Origin of the sequence: Bremerella alba (genome assembly GCF_013618625.1) — a bacterium.
Classification (GTDB): domain Bacteria; phylum Planctomycetota; class Planctomycetia; order Pirellulales; family Pirellulaceae; genus Bremerella; species Bremerella alba.
In genome coordinates, this window is the sequence record NZ_JABRWO010000005.1 from 16,360 (window position 1) to 31,956 (window position 15,597).

The following is a 15,597-nucleotide window of genomic DNA, read 5'->3' on the forward strand; positions in this document are numbered from 1 at the left end:
ACGACGGCTACTAATCAGAAAAGGCGAGAAGGGATGCCACGTGGGGAGATACCCCCTCTTAAGAGTCAACGTAGAGCGTACGTAACTCTTAAGCAGCAATGCTGTTAAAGCTAGAAATGTTGATTAGTCTTGTCAAGCAATTGGACAAATTTCACGCTTACTACGTAGATCGAGGTAGTCGCCAAAGTGCCTGCAAATTCGGGCTAGTGGGGGACCATATCGGGCTCCTGGACGGAATATTAAGAATCACGCCCCAAAGATGAAGTCTTTGCGAACGCCAACCCAGGCGGCATCTGGTGGCCCTCAGAAGACAGCGGAGCCACTCCCCCAGTTGACAACACTTGGCCTGATATCTAGACTTAGCTCCTTCCAAACGAGGTCAGGTAGCTCAGTTGGTAGAGCAATGGACTGAAAATCCATGTGTCGCCGGTTCGATCCCGGCTCTGACCACTTCTCAGCATTTCCTTACGAAATGAAACTGAAACATAAAAAAGGCTCTCGGAATCGATGATTCCAAGAGCCTTTTGCGTTTCTTGCGTTAATCGCAAGTGGTAACAGCCTAATGACTTAGGCCATTTCCTTGAGGTTCTTGAGAGGACGAACCTTGACCTTGGTCGAGGCTGGCTTAGCCGGAACGTCCATCAGTTCACCTGGCTTGAAAGGGTTAGGCACACCCTTCTTTGCGGGGCGAGCTGGAACCTTCTTCTTTTCGATCTTTACGATGCCAGGAATAGCGATCGCACCAGCACCGCTACGACCCAGGGCCTTGCCGATTTCTGAGGACAGCGCGTCCATGACCGCACTGACGTCCTTCTTCGCAATGCCCGTCGATTCTGCGATGTTAGTCAGCAGTTGGGTCTTGGTGAGAGGTTTCTTGACGGTCGCAGCTGCAGCTTTCTTTGCCATGGGGTTTCCCTACTAGAAAGGCTATCCAATGTAAAAATGGGTCACAATAGTCCGATTTACCGAACGCGTCGATTAAAGAAGTTTGCCACGGTTTTTCAAGACAGCCAAACGCCAAAACCCCCTTTTTCCCGGGAAATAGTAAGAAAAAGGCCGGAAAATCACCCTCCAGCCACGGTTTCGAGGAATTTCAAGCCCCACCGGCACCCCTCCCTTGGGGTCAGCCAGCGGTGATTCATCCCGGGTTTTTCGGGGTTTTCTCGTCGTCAGAAGGCACTCAATTCGTCTTTTTGATTGTCACGGGGGGTTAGCAACTATGAAAATATGGCCGGCGAAGCGGCAATTTCTCTGTCCAAGATTGTCAAAACTTGTTTTCCTGGGTGAAACTGGAATAGAGTACTATTGGGCAAAGCCAGAGACGCCACGGCTGGATGGCCGCTGGTCGGTGATTTTCTCCCTTCAACGGAAATGCAGGGCACATTCATGATTCGGAAGCTAAATCCTCTTCTGGCTGGTGGTGCAAGTCGCCCCCGAGTCTTCTTGCATTGTCCGGTGATCGCTCTTTTGATTGTCGGTTGCCTGATGCCATGGGTTGCTCTGGCTCAAGACGAACAGTCCGACTTGGAATCTTCGTTCTTTCTTCCCATTCCTCGAGAATCCAGACTTCGGCTCGAACGCATTGAAGAGGCCGCAAGCGACCAGCGATGGACCGATGCGGCTCAAGAGCTTATCGCCCTGCTGGCAGGAGAAAACTCGGAAGACTTCCTCGTTCCGCTCGACAAAGGCAACGAAACAACATCCAGCAGCGTGAAATCGACCACCCTGCAGCTTGTTCAAAAACTTCCACCAAACGTTTTAGAGGCCTACCAGTTGCTGGTCGGTACTCAGCCCGAAGCGTTGCTTAAGGAAGCTCTGGCCGAAAACGATCAGCGGAAATTGGCTGAAGTCGCTCGGCGATTCCTGTTTACGACCGCCGGCGAGAAAGCTTCGATCATCCTGGCTCGTAAATCGATGGATGCCCGCCAATGGGAAGGAGCTCTTTTGTATTTGCGAAGGCTAGACTACAAACCGCAGCAGTCACGTCGATACCAGGACGAAACCGACTTAATGCGTGCAATCTGTCTGCGGGAAGTAGGCCAAGCTGAGGAAGCAAAAACGATCGTCGCCCGACTTAAGGACGACAAGGCACTCGACCGACTGCTTCCAAGCATGAGAGTCGTTGGCAGCACCTCACCTGAAAAGATTCTCGCACAGCTTGCTCAGGCCGAGTCGAACAACGAGCACCCGCCGTATGCCTGGAAAATGTTCCAAGGCTCGGAGACTCGGACAGCCCCCTCGCGCGGCAGTGAACCCCTGCAAGAGGTGCAGTGGAACGCTCGCATGGCTCAAAGTCGCCAGCAACAAGACGAAATTCGCGGATCGATGCAGCGATTCCAAGACAATCGTGTGCCCGTGTTTCCTGCGATCCACCCCGTGATTGTCTCGAATCAGGTCATTTTTAGAACACCCGCCGGTTTACTGGCAACCGATATCAAAAGTGGCAAAGTCCTCTGGAAGTTTCCTTGGGACAACCTTGATCTCGATTTGTCGGAGCAAGAGTCTGATCTGCTGGGCAATATTTTTCCCGCGTTAGGTCGCGAATTCGAGCGGGCCATCTGGGCGGACGCTCGCTCAGGACATTTGTCTTCCGACGGAAACCGCTTGTTCTACGTTCACGACGACCGACCGCCGGGCGACGACCTGGGATCGCTTCTGGCCAGTGGTGGCCTGCGCAGCTCAGGCGGGCTTTTTTCAGGCCAAGAGAACCACCTTTATTGCTTCGACATTGCTCGCGAAGGGGCTATCCTCTGGCAATTAGGAGGAGCTACTTCCGACGAAGCTCAAGCCAAGAACCAGCTTTCCGAAGCCCGTTTCCTCGGTCCGCCACTTCCTATCGGCAAAGACCTCTTTGTGCTCGCCGGAATCATTGACGAGGTCCGCCTGCTTTGCCTCGACGCCGAGACTGGCCGCGTCAATTGGTCGCAACAGTTGGCCCGTCAAACGAGTTCTAGCCCCAACGAAATACTTGAATCGTTTCTGCAAGCCGCGACTCCTTCACACAAAGGAGGCATCCTGGTTTGTCCTACCAACTCAGGCTCAATTGTCGCGGTCGATCTTTCCAACCAGACGCTGCTGTGGGGGTTTCAATACAAAGAGCCTGACCGTAGTCGTCCCGGCCGGCGCGTTACCAGTCGCGATCAGGGAGGGGACTTCATGGCCCTTGCCGATCGCTGGAACGATGGCACACCTCTGCTGCATCAAGGGAAAGTTCTTGTCACACCCACCGATTCCGACTTCCTCTACTGCTTAGACCTTCTGACCGGCGAAAAGCTGTGGGAACGACCGCGACGCGACAACGTTGCCTTGGCCACCGTCGAAGGCAACCTGGCCTTGATGATCGGCAAGACTTCCGTCAGTGGAGTCGACATCGAAACCGGGGAGACCGCTTGGAAACAAGCCGATACGAATCTGCCAGAACAGTCCTTGCCCAGCGGCTATGGTTTCCGCCTGAATGGAAAGTATTACCTGCCGACGACTAATAACGAGATCATCCCCATTCACCTGGCCGACGGAAAATTGGATACCCCAATCGAAGCGGTCGGCGAACTGGGGAACTTGGTCTGCTACAAAGATTACGTCATCTCTGTCAGCCCGGAATTCGTGACCGCTTACAAACAAATCGATGCACTCCGTCGGGAGGTCACCGATCGACTTGCCAAGGATGACAACGACGCCGAAGCTCTGCGTATGCTCGGCAAGTTGCAGAAGCACGACGGAAACCTGGCAGCGGCACTTGTCTCGCTGCAGCGTTCGATGGATATCGAAGCTATCGAAGAAACTCGCACGCAATTAGTAGGCACAGGCCTTGCCGCGCTCGGCCAAGATTTCTCGAAGTTCCGCGACGTTGTCGAGGAAATGGAGCGGCTGGTAAACACGCTTGACGAAAAGATGGCCTTGGCTCGTCTCACCGCCCGCGGACTGCATGCCGAAGGCAAGCGTGAAGAGGCTCTATCGCGGTACTTTGACTTTCTCGACCTGACCGACGAGTACTTGTCCTCGCAGTCGGTTCCTAACGAACTTCTGATTCGCGACTTTGATCCCGATGTCGAAGTCAGCGCCAATCGCTGGGCACGCGGCAAAATCAGTCAACTTCACGACGCCATGACTGCGGAAGAACAAACACAAGCGGATGAGGCCGTTCAAGAGCGACTCGACATGATTTTGGCCGCCGAAAAGGCGGACAGCAAAGAACTGGCTCGGTTCGTGAACCGTTTCCCTCGATTCCCTGCAGCCACCGAAGCACGGGTTGAATTGGCGAACGTCCTTCTCGACCAAGGCCTCATCTTGCAGGGCGAGAGTATCCTGCGTGGTTTGATGAACGAAGATGTCCCGCCCGAGCAGATGGGTCCACTCGTCTTTAAACTGGCCACAGGCCTCAAGAAGGCCGGCTTGGCGAATGAATCCGCCCAGTGGTTTAAGGAGATCTCCGGCACCTACAGCAACGTGCCGGTCGACGGCAAACGTACCGGTCGCCAGGTAGCAGCGCTCGAAAGCTGGGATCCGGTAGCGGCCGCGATCGTGCGTGAGAAGAGCATCTGGCCTTATTCCGAGGCAACAGCGGACATCGAAGAACGCCCCAGCCAAGGTTTCAGCCGCGTCGACTATCCGATCCGATTGAAAGAATCCAACGACTTGGCCCCAACCGACTATTCGCTGCTGTTAGATAGCGACGCAAATTTGGTGATCGTCCGCGATTCGTTCGGCAGCCCGATCGTGCGGATTCCGTTTACCACACAAAGTGGAAGAAAATTATACCAGCCCCAGATCGGTGCGCTGCACGCTCAACAATTTGGGCACTTGATGCTGTTGTCGCTGGGGAGCGAACTTCAGGCATTCAACATGATGCCCAATTTACCAAGTGAAGACTCGTCGCGGCTGATCTGGAGTGCCGACCTGCAAAATGGCGTCGCGGGTTCAAACCGTCGAACGCGTGAGTTCGACGTGTATACCAAAAAGGCAAACCCCTTCGCCGAGATGCAGCGTACGGCCCGCGACGTAACCACGCACAAGCCAATTGGCCAGTTTTCTGGCAACCACGAGTTGATCTGCTACCAGATCGGCTCACGAATTATTTGCCGCGATCCTATTTCTGGTGGCATTTACTGGGAGCGAGACGGAGTAGAACTCGGCTGCGAATTGGTCGTCACCGATAAGTACGTCATCGCCATACCGGAAGACGAAGAGCACGAACGGGGCGAGTTAGGCACGACAGTCAAAGCGATGGTTCTGTCTGCTGACAATGGCGAATTACTCAATACGGTTGAACTTCCCAGTTCCGATCGCATCTGGACTGTGCGCGATGGGGTTATCGTTTCGTGGCATACCAAAGAGATGGATCAAACCCCAGGGCTTTCCGGCCACGATGCGGCCACTGGCAAGCGTCTGTGGACGTATGACTATGACGCCAATAACGCTACCAAAGGTGTTCTGCTCAGCCGTAAACCATGGCTGGCGACGCTCGACAAGTTAGGCCAACTGCAAATTATCAACATTCCCGATGGCAAGATCGTGCACCAAAAGCAGCTTCCCCGCGATGGTGAAGCGGTTCAGCTGAAAGTGGTCGAGTCAGAGGACCAGTTTCTGCTCGCGGTTTACCGTGACATCAACCCACGGCCTCATTTCCGAAGTATCCCTTACGACAATAGCGAAACGCTTCTGCGAGGGGAAATTTATGCCTTCGATACCGAAACTGGCGAAATGGCCTGGGAAAGTCCGGCCTTGGTGCACGATAACTACCTGTTAGAGGACTTCCAATCGAGCGGCCTGCCGGTGATCGCTTTGGTGGCCCGATTGCACCGTCCTGATGCACGGACACCGCAGATGAATTCGGCGTTGGAAGTTTTGCTGCTGGACAAGCGTGACGGACGTGTCCTCTTCCGCCGAGAATTCAGCGAATTGAGTGTTACTTTTTCCTTATCAGGCGATCCGAGCGACAAGACCATCCTGCTTCAACTGGCAGCCTTGGAAGTAAATCTGAAATTTGACCCAGACCAACCCCCAGTTCCGGCCCCACCGGCAGCAACAGAAATCGATTTTTCTTACCCCCCACCTTCAGACAAGGTATCTCCCTAGGGCTTGGTGTAAGCCGTGGGACTGCCGCTATTCAAGTTGTGAAATCGCGCATAACAAGTTACGATAAACGAGGTAAGGTTTAGCGGATTGGCTAACCATTCCGGTGATCGAAACTTTACGTGCTCTTCCCTGATTTTCTTATAAAACAGAAAGATCCTGGATGTCCGAATCAGAGTTCGCCGCATCGGCGATCGAGAAAATATCTGTCGCGCGTGCGCGAATCCTTGATCAACTTGGCCAAGTCATCGTTGGTCAATCTGAAGTTATTGAAGAACTGCTCATCTGCTTGATGAGTCGAGGCCACTGCCTTTTGGAGGGTGCTCCTGGTTTGGCCAAGACCCTCATGATCAGCACGTTGTCTCAAGTACTCGAGTTGAGCTTCAGCCGCATTCAGTTCACCCCTGACCTGATGCCGGCCGATATCACCGGTACCGAGATCATTGAAGAAAACAGATCGACCGGTGCCCGCGAGTTCCGTTTCTTACAGGGGCCGCTCTTTTCGCATGTCATCTTGGCGGACGAAATCAACCGTACCCCACCCAAGACACAAGCCGCGTTGCTGGAAGCCATGCAGGAACGCACCGTGACGGTAGGCCGGGTACGTCACGAGCTGGCCGACCCGTTCTTCGTGCTGGCCACGCAAAACCCAATTGAACAAGAGGGGACCTACCCGCTGCCGGAAGCGCAGCAGGACCGCTTCATGTTCAAGGTCTTTGTGAAGTACCCCAGCTTTGACGACGAATTTGAAATCGCCCGCCGCACAACGGCCAAACAGACCGTCAAACTCGAGCCTGTTCTTACTGCAGAAGAGTTAATTGAGCTCCAAAGCCTGGTGCGTGATGTGCCCGCTTCCGATCACGTTCTTCGTTACGCGATCACCCTGGTTCGCCAGACACGCGTTGGCGAGCCTGGCATTCCCGAGTTCGTTTCCGAGATGCTTTCCTGGGGCGCAGGCCCGCGCAGTGTTCAATTTCTTATTCTCGGCGGAAAAGCTCGGGCTTTGCTGCACGGTCGCACGCACGTCACCACCGACGACATCCAGGCACTTGCCAAGCCTGTGTTGCGGCATCGTATCGTGCTGAATTACGGTGCGGAAAGCGAAGGAGTTACGGCCGACGACGTGATCGAACGGATTCTGCAGGAAACGCCCGCCAAAGAGGATCAGCTAACCAGCGATGCCCGATTCCAAAAAATATTTGCATCCTGAGACGCTCGGGCAGATTTCCAAACTGGAACTCAGGGCCCGACATGTCGTGGAAGGATTTCTCTCCGGTACTCATCGCAGCCCTTACTTCGGGCAGTCGATCGAGTTTCTTCAGCATCGCGAATATGCGAGCGGGGACGACCTGCGCCATATCGACTGGAAAGTTCTCGGCAAACACGACAAATACGTCATCAAGCAGTACGAGGAATACACCAATCTTCGCTGTATGTTGATGGTCGATGCCTCGGCGAGCATGAGCTACGGCACGGGCCCGATGAACAAGTACGACTACGCCTGCACCATTGCCGCGTCGCTGGCGTACCTCATTCTGAAACAGCAAGATGCCGTGGGCTGTGCCGTATTCGACGATTCGATTCGGTATCGCGTACCGGTGCTCAGTAAACGCACGCATCTCAACACAGTGGTCGAAGCATTGGCCAACCAGTCGCCACGCGATAAGACCGACATGCAGACCATTTGCAAACAATTTGCCGAAGGCTACACCAGCCGTGGTTTGGTGATTGTGATTTCCGACCTGTTCGGCGATGTTGCCGCCACGGCCAAGGGGCTTCGCATTTTGCGACAGCGCGGACACGATGTCATGGTCTTCCACGTGATGGACGACGACGAACTCGACTTCCCCTTCAGTGGTTCCACCCGTTTCGAGGGGCTAGAACTACCCGATCATCTGACGTGTAACCCCCGCGCCCTTCGCGAGGGGTATTTGGAAGCGGTCAACGAGTTCACCGCGTCGATGCGTCGGGAATGCACCAAGAACACCATCGATTATGCCCTGGTTCGTACGCGGGATTCCCTGGCGACGGTCCTGACGACGTACCTTTCCAATCGACTGGGAATGCACCACCGCAATTAAGCAAGTCTGAGGCCTAATGCTTTTTGTCTATCCAGCCCTGGCTTGGGCGTTTGCCCTTGTATCGCTCCCGGTGTTGATCCACCTGATCAACATGATGCGGCACCGGCGTGTCAAATGGGCGGCTATGGACTTTCTGCTTCAAAGCCATCGGCGGATGAAGCACTGGGTCATGCTCCGCCAGATTTTGCTGCTGCTCACCCGGATGGCCGCGATCGCGCTGATTGTCGCCATGCTGGCTGGCCTGATCACAACGCAAAGCTGGTCAAACATGATCGGCGACCGCGTGACTCACCACCTAATCCTGATGGACGACACCTTTTCGATGCGGGAACGCCTGGGTGGCGACACGGCCTTTGAGTCGGCCACCAAGACGACCAACCGCATCATCGAGAACCTGGCCAATCAAGATCGCCCACAGCGGATTTCCGTGGTCTTTTATTCCGATCTTCTCCGTGGCGATGCCGACGCAAAGGCCTTGAATCTGGAAACCCGCATGCGGGTCGATATGGATTCCACCAGCATCACCAAACTTCAAGAGCTGTTGGCCAACACATCGCCGACCGAGCAAACCATTCCCCTGGCTGAGGTGCTGCAACATGGCAGCGAGATCGTCAGCGAATTCGATCAATCGGAAGTCGCTCAGGTTTATATAGTTTCCGACTTTCGCGAGAAAGATTGGGGGTCGGAAGCAGCCCTGCGTGATCCTCTGTCACGCATCGAGCAGCGATCGATCGAACTCAACTGGATCAACTGTGCCCGGCTTCCTCAAGACAACCTGGCTATCACCGACGTGTCGATCGGCAGCGGCACCGTCGTCGCTGGCATCCCGACCATTGTTAAGGTTTCCGTCCGCAATTTCGGCCAGCAGACCGCTGTCGATGTTCCGGTCAATATCGAACTCTTCGGTGCAAGCGCCGGCACGGTCGACATATCGAGCGCTGGCAATGATCTCGAGCGTCTGTACGATCAGCTACCAATCACCTTCGACGAGATCCCCCCCGGCGAACAGGTCACTCGGCAAACGCAAATCATCTTTCCCGCCCAGGGCTCGCATGTACTCTCGTTCCGCCTGCCGGAAGATCCCCTCCCGCTGGATAACCTGCGTTTTGCGACCTCGGAAGTCCAGTCAAACATCCCCGTGCTGATCGTCGATGGCGATCCGAAATTGACCAATGCGTTTTACTTGCAATCGGTCTTCAATCCGGGTCCTAACGTCTCGACCGGCGTCAGCCCGACCACGACCAGCAGCAGCTTTTTGACGTCGGCCGAACTAAAGGACCTTGCGAAGTTCGAGACTATCTTCATCATCGATCCGCCTATTTTGGACGAGCGCATAATCACAACGCTCAAGCAGTATGTGGAATCAGGCGGAGGGATCGTCTGGTACTGCGGCCCCGGCACAAACGAACTAGGGCTCGCTGAACTGGCTAAGGCCAATCTGTTACCAGGCAGCGTTCAAGCGCCTGTCGAGCTGTCGCAGAGTACGCCGGATGGTCCCCCCGATTTCGATCCCGGCGACAATCCTGTTTTCAAAGTCTTCGCAGGCGAAAAGAACCCCTTCCTGCGGCGACTGGTGGTCAGCAACTACTTTCCAGTGGTGCCTGAATTCGCCACCGAGAAACCTGAGAACGTGCGTGTCCTTGGCAGCCTGAGAAATGGCGACCCGCTAGTGCTGGAACATGGGTTGGGCAAAGGAAAGGTGATCACCTTCCTCACTTCACTTGGTCCGCAGTGGAACAGCTGGGCTACGAACCCGAGCTTTATCGTGGCGATTTTGGAACTGCGTAACTATGCCAGTAGCGCGAAGGACAGCCAGTCGACTTTCCCTGTCGGCTCGCCGATTTCCGTGATGGGCCCGACGTCCGAGTATCGCCCAGACGTTCAGTTCTATAGCCCCGGTGCGACTAGGCTTCCGACCGATCGTAGCGAACGTCTGCAAATGCAACCGGTCGCTGGCACGCTTGATGGCAGCGCGGAACTGGGGGGCGTCGATTCGGTCACCGGACGTTTCCTCACCGGCCAGTCTGGCGTGTACGAAGCTTGGCTTACGAAGCTGGATGGATCAAACGAAGTGCGGCGTTACTCGTTAGTCCCTGAGATGACCGAGAGCGACCTGCTGAGCATGAATGAGACGAATCTTCGCCAGTTGTATCCCTCGACCGCGTTCAACTACTTTGCCGCCGATGCGTGGCAATACGATAACGCGGCCCAACAGGGCACCAATTGGCAAACCATCTTGCTGGCGCTGGTCATTGGGGCGCTACTACTGGAACAAATCCTGGCCTATTACGCGAGCTACCACCCGGCGGCTCCAGGAGCATCTGCCGCGTGAATCAGGCCGCAACTAATACCGTCACCGCTTATCAATTCAGCCGACTATCCGAGCTGCCATATTGGTCGCAATGGGCTGCCCTGGTCGCGATCGTGGCGGCGATTGTCACCTTCGTCTGGTGGTGGTCTCGCCGTGATACACATGCGTTACCGTCGTTAAGCCGGATGGTCCTATTTGGCCTCCGCACGGCTGCACTGCTCGGGCTGTTGTTTTTCTTCTTCAATCTCGAAAAGAAAACGCAGCGTGAAGTCCGCGAGAACTCGCGTGTCGCGGTGATAGTCGATACCAGTCAAAGCATGGGCCTAGCCGACGCGACCCCTGGCACCGGGACCGATACAACATCTCGGGCCGATCAGGCCATCGCGCTCATGTCGCAAAGCGAACTGTTAACGCAGCTACGCGATGATCATGACGTAAGCGTGATGACCTTCGACGATTCGTCACCTCCGAGAAACGTTGCGTTCTTCCCCCGCACTGGCCGAAACCAAGTTGAACTGGAACAACAGCACTCGGCCACCTTCGATCAGCAATGGTCGCAAATGACCTGGATCACCTGGACCGGAATCGGCTTGGCTATCCTGGGACTGATTACGCTCGTAACGGCCGGCCTGACCGCAGCATCGAAAGCCGCTGCCCCACTCAACTTTGTCAGTGCGATCTGCCTGTTGACGGCTGTTTTACTCGTCGCGTTTGGTGACCTTAAAAACGACGAAGTACGCCCCTGGGATATCGTCCTGGGCGAACCAGAGCCACAAACCGAATCTACCGACAACGCCACACCGGTCGACCCCAGTGAGCAAGACACCACCGAAGACATCGATGTCGATTGGGCCAAGTCGCTGCAACCGACCGGCTTGGAAACCCGCATCGGCGATGCTGTGATTCAGCTCGTTAATCAGGAACGCGGCGGACCGTTTGCTGGTGTTTTGATGGTCACCGACGGGGCCAACAACGAAGGCACCGCTCCGATCGAAGCAGCACGCATGGCCCGAGAAATTGGGGCACGCATCGTGACCGTTGGACTCGGTTCCGATCAACAACCGCAAAGCGTCCGCATTGTCGACCTGGAAGCCCCGGCCAAAGCCTACCCCGGCGATCAGTTCCAACTCCGCGGCTACATCCAAGGCTTCGGCATGCCCAACAAGTCGGTCACGCTTCAGGTGGCCTCCGGCGTGATGGACGATAATGGCCAGTTCCAAGAAGAAGCCATCGACATGGTCTCGCAGCCGATCCAACTGGGCCAGGATGGCGAAGTGATTCCGGTCGATTTCCAAATCACGCCTGAGAACATCGGTACCCGAGCCTACCAATTACGGATCGTTTCGACCTCGGAAACCGACATCGACCAGTCCGACAACCAGAAAGTGGTCAAGGTCCAGATCGTTCAGCAACGCAATCGTGTACTGCTGCTGGCCGGCGGTCCCACGCGTGAATATCGCTTCCTCCGCAATCAGCTTTTCCGCGACAAAGATGTCGAGTTGCATGTCCTGCTACAAACCGGAGAGCAGGGGATCTCGCAGGAATCGGATGAACTGTTGTTTGCGTTCCCGGACGATCCGACCGATCTGTTTGAGAACTACGACTGTATCATCGCCTTCGACCCTGATTGGTCGAAACTATCGCTCGAACAGATCCAACTACTTGAACGCTGGGTGGGTGAAAAGGCCGGCGGGCTGATCGTCGTGGCCGGTCCGATCTATACGCCTGAGTGGGCCAGTTTGCGGCGCGGTAACGATGCCGTCGACATCATAAAGGATCTGCACCCAGTCACTTTCTTCAGCCGCGGCACATCGATCGGGCTGGGACGCTTCGGCTCAGAGACACCTCGTAAAATTTTGCTGACGCCGGAAGGACAGAAGGCCGAAGCATTGCGAGTCGATAGTTCTGCCGATGTTAGCAGCCGCATCTGGCAACAATTCCCCGGCGTGTACGGTTACTTTACCGTCAGCGGGGTCAAACCAGGGGCATCGGTCTGGGCCGAAATCGACGCACCAGGAGGGTTAGGCGACAACAAATCGCCCGTCTATATGGCTTCGCACTTTTACGGTGCGGGGCGTGTAATCTTCCTGGGCAGTGGCGAAATGTGGCGAATCCGTTCAATGGACGTCGGTTATTTCGAAGCGTTCTATACCAAGCTGATCCGCTATGCTTCGCAGGGGCGACTTGCTCGCGACTCAAGCCGCGGCCTGCTGCTAGTCAGTGCCGAGCGTGTCTCTTTGGGTGAAACGGTCGAAGTTCGTGCATTCCTTACCGATTCGCAGCACAATCCACTTTCCGATCCGCAAATCGAAGCCAGCCTCATCTTGCCCGATGGATCAGAACAATCATTGATCCTCCGCCAACTGCCGGAGTTTGAACAAGGACAATACGCCGGTCAATTTACACCCTTGCAAGACGGCGAGTACCGTATCGAGGTCTTACTGCCAGGCGGGGGCGAAGATGGCTGGCTGACGCGTGAAGTAAGGGCCCGGATTCCCGATCGTGAAATCGCCAACCCGCGTCGCGATGATGCCGTCCTTACGGCGCTCTCCAGCGAAACGGGCGGCAAGTCGATTGTCGGCATTACTGATCTGATGAAGAGCGATAACCTTCCTTCATACATCGGCCCCGAAGTCCTACCCCCACGTGATATGTACACGGCACTTCCCGATTTGATCGACCGCAGTTTCCAGGAAATCCTGAGAGGCTGGCTGTTGGCATTCATCGTTTTGGCTCTGAGTGTGGAATGGATTCAACGGAGGTTTGCAAAACTGGCATGAGCACTCCGCGCGAGCCACTTCCCGATTCAATTGTCGAATTGCTTTCCACCTTGCGTGGCCGCATTCGACGGTACGTTATCATTGAAGGTATAACTGCCATCGTCGCTTGGCTGGGCATCGTCTTCTGGGTCGGTCTGGGCCTTGACTACTTGCCGGTTACCTTCGGGGCCAGCGAAATGCCGGTTGAAGCCCGCACCGTATTGCTGGCGATCGCCGGCATGGGCACGCTGTGGATAGCCTATCAATACATCTTCCGCCGTCTGGCGGTCAACATGCCCGATCACAGCCTGGCCCTGCTGATCGAACGCCGATTTCCACAGTTCGGCGAAAGCCTGCTAACCACCGTCGAAGCCTCTCAGTCGCAGAGTGTCGCCGACGCGCACGAGCAAGAGATGCTCGCGCAAACACGCCGTGATGCGTTGGCATCGTTGCCCGAAGCGAAGCTTGCCGATCTTTTCGATCCGACCCCGTTGTGGCGAAAAGGAACAGCCGCAGTCGGTGCGTTGTTGAGCGTGGCACTGTTCGCACTGATTGCGTTTCCAGCATTTCAAATTTGGATGAGCCGTCTGGCCTTGAGCGAGGAAACCTGGCCGCGGCTTGCCCGGATCGAGGTCGTGGGCCTAGAGATCCTCCAACGAAACGATAGCAGCGATTCGGAAGGATCGACCACCGTCGTGGTACCGTTCACGGACAAGACGGTCAAAATCGCGCGCGGCAGCTCGGTCCGATTGTTGGTCGCCGCCGATACAGCTGCTTCCTACACACCACGTTACTGCACGCTCGTTTACCGCACGGCAGATGGCATCTCCGATTCGGTCCGGATGCAGCGTGTTGGCAATTCCAGTGAAGAAGGGCAACTCCCCTTTGTCTTCGATCGCAAGCCGTTTACCGGGATGACCACATCACTAGAGTTCGACGTCATTGGCTACGACCACAAGCTGGCCGACTACCGGATTGAAGTCGTCGATCGTCCCTTTATTACCAGCAGCGAAGTCGACGCTGTGCTGCCCGATTACACCGGTCTCTTGCCCCGCAAGGAAGTCGTTTCAGGGGCCACCCAGTTACCGGTCGGCTCGCAAGTCACGTTGAACATGACCACCAGCAAGCCGGTTGTATCGGCGACCCTTTTAGATCTCTCCACGCAAGAGTCCCAAGAGCTGACCTTCGATCCGCCGGTGACCACGATTCGCCAAGAGTATGCCAGTATCTCACGCGATCTGCCCCTGGAAATATCGCTGCTAGATATTGACGGTGTGTCTAACGATATTCCTTACCGCTTGAAGATTGCCGCCGTGCCTGACTCGCCGCCGGCCGTTGAAATGCGTCCGGTCGGCATCGGCTCGGCAATTACTCAGAACGCTCAGATTCGGCTCGAAGGACGCATTCAAGACGACTTCGGCGTCGATCGCTCGTGGGTTGAAATTCAGGTGATCGGGGGAGCCAAAATGGAGCTTCCCATCACCACCGACGCTGACGGGGCTTTCACCACCACCATCGACCTGAAGAACCAGCAGACGCCCGACGGCATTTTGCGGGTCATCCCGGACGACAAACTGACCATCGCGGTCTTCGCCCAGGATAAATGCGATCTGGACGGGGAAGGCAACATCGGAACGGCCGACCGACTGCAACTAGATGTCGTCACGGCCGACAAATTACTTTCCCTGCTCGAAGGCCGCGAACTCGATCTGCGGCGTCGTTTCGAGCAAATCCGCGACGAGACCATGCGTCTCCGCGAAGAATTCGCTCGAATTCAGATCGACGCCAAACGGTTTGCCCTCGGGGCGGAGCAATTCGCCGCCTCAGAAAGCCCCCCTCAAGAGGGCCAGGAACCGGCTAATCCTCAAGAATTATTCCGAAAGGCACTCGATCTGCAGAGATTACGCATCCAACGGGCCATGCAGGCCAGTAAGAAGGCCGACGGAGAACTCGTCGGAATTCGAGTCGGTTTCGAAGAAATCAGGGTCGAACTCACGTCTAACCGGATGGATACGACCGCTCGCAAGGAACGACTCGAGAAAATGATCATCGAGCCGATTGCCCAGCTGTCAGATCCCATGCATGCTCAATTACAGAGCACTACGCAACAATTGGAGGCACTCTACGATCAGCCCGAACCATTTATGCCGGTCGTAGAGGTTGCCCTAGAGCAAACCGACGCAATCATTCTCGAAATGGAACGTATCCTAGAGAAGATGTTTGATTTGGAGAACTTCAACGAACTTATGGAAAAGATGCGTCTACTGATCGACGCACAGACAGATCTTCGCGAAGAAACGGAAGATTTGCGGAAGAAGCAGATCCTGGATCTGCTAAAGTAAACGTCCTCAGGTGGTCAACATGTGACCACCCC

The 15,597-nt window shown here is 55.4% G+C and carries 7 protein-coding genes and 1 tRNA gene; 7 read left to right on the forward strand and 1 reads right to left on the reverse strand.

All coding sequences use genetic code 11. The annotated features are described in order from the left end of the window. The first annotated feature begins 377 nt into the window (after positions 1-377). Positions 378-450, forward strand: a tRNA-Phe gene (locus tag HOV93_RS09690). A gap of 117 nt (positions 451-567) precedes the next feature. On the opposite strand, the gene HOV93_RS09695 is transcribed toward HOV93_RS09690, so the two are convergent. Then, complete coding sequence (locus tag HOV93_RS09695; protein WP_207396299.1) at positions 568-906, reverse strand: HU family DNA-binding protein; 339 nt, start codon at positions 904-906, stop codon at positions 568-570. Between the two features lie 480 nt (positions 907-1,386). Between HOV93_RS09695 and HOV93_RS09700 the strand changes: the two genes are divergently transcribed. The 6 genes from HOV93_RS09700 (at position 1,387) to HOV93_RS09725 (ending at position 15,565) form a co-directional block, all read left to right on the forward strand. Beyond that, the gene (locus HOV93_RS09700) at positions 1,387-6,075 is read left to right on the forward strand and encodes a PQQ-binding-like beta-propeller repeat protein (protein ID WP_207396300.1); all 4,689 of its coding nucleotides are present in this window, start codon (positions 1,387-1,389) and stop codon (positions 6,073-6,075) included. 160 nt (positions 6,076-6,235) lie between these two features. Then, on the forward strand, positions 6,236-7,282 hold the full coding sequence (locus tag HOV93_RS09705) for an AAA family ATPase (RefSeq protein WP_207396301.1): 1,047 nt from the start codon (positions 6,236-6,238) through the stop codon (positions 7,280-7,282). Then, positions 7,251-8,153 (forward strand): DUF58 domain-containing protein, encoded by a 903-nt coding sequence (locus HOV93_RS09710; RefSeq protein WP_207396302.1) that lies wholly within the window; start codon positions 7,251-7,253, stop codon positions 8,151-8,153. Before HOV93_RS09705 ends, HOV93_RS09710 begins: the two co-directional genes overlap by 32 nt. Positions 8,154-8,169: 16 nt before the next feature. Then, positions 8,170-10,485: a vWA domain-containing protein gene (locus HOV93_RS09715; RefSeq protein WP_207396303.1), complete on the forward strand. Its 2,316-nt coding sequence runs from the start codon at positions 8,170-8,172 to the stop codon at positions 10,483-10,485. Beyond that, on the forward strand, positions 10,482-13,244 hold the full coding sequence (locus HOV93_RS09720) for a hypothetical protein (RefSeq protein ID WP_207396304.1): 2,763 nt from the start codon (positions 10,482-10,484) through the stop codon (positions 13,242-13,244). Before HOV93_RS09715 ends, HOV93_RS09720 begins: the two co-directional genes overlap by 4 nt. Next, positions 13,241-15,565, forward strand: coding sequence for a hypothetical protein (locus HOV93_RS09725; RefSeq protein WP_207396305.1), 2,325 nt, complete (start codon positions 13,241-13,243; stop codon positions 15,563-15,565). Before HOV93_RS09720 ends, HOV93_RS09725 begins: the two co-directional genes overlap by 4 nt. Positions 15,566-15,597: the final 32 nt, after the last annotated feature.

Excerpts from the sequence above, each read along its gene's own strand:
- HOV93_RS09695 (WP_207396299.1), bottom strand. The coding sequence starts at position 906 with ATGGCAAAGAAAGCTGCAGCTGCGACCGTCAAGAAACCTCTCACCAAG.
- HOV93_RS09700 (WP_207396300.1), top strand. The coding sequence starts at position 1,387 with ATGATTCGGAAGCTAAATCCTCTTCTGGCTGGTGGTGCAAGTCGCCCC.
- HOV93_RS09705 (WP_207396301.1), top strand. The coding sequence starts at position 6,236 with ATGTCCGAATCAGAGTTCGCCGCATCGGCGATCGAGAAAATATCTGTC.
- HOV93_RS09710 (WP_207396302.1), top strand. The coding sequence starts at position 7,251 with ATGCCCGATTCCAAAAAATATTTGCATCCTGAGACGCTCGGGCAGATT.
- HOV93_RS09715 (WP_207396303.1), top strand. The coding sequence starts at position 8,170 with ATGCTTTTTGTCTATCCAGCCCTGGCTTGGGCGTTTGCCCTTGTATCG.
- HOV93_RS09725 (WP_207396305.1), top strand. The coding sequence starts at position 13,241 with ATGAGCACTCCGCGCGAGCCACTTCCCGATTCAATTGTCGAATTGCTT.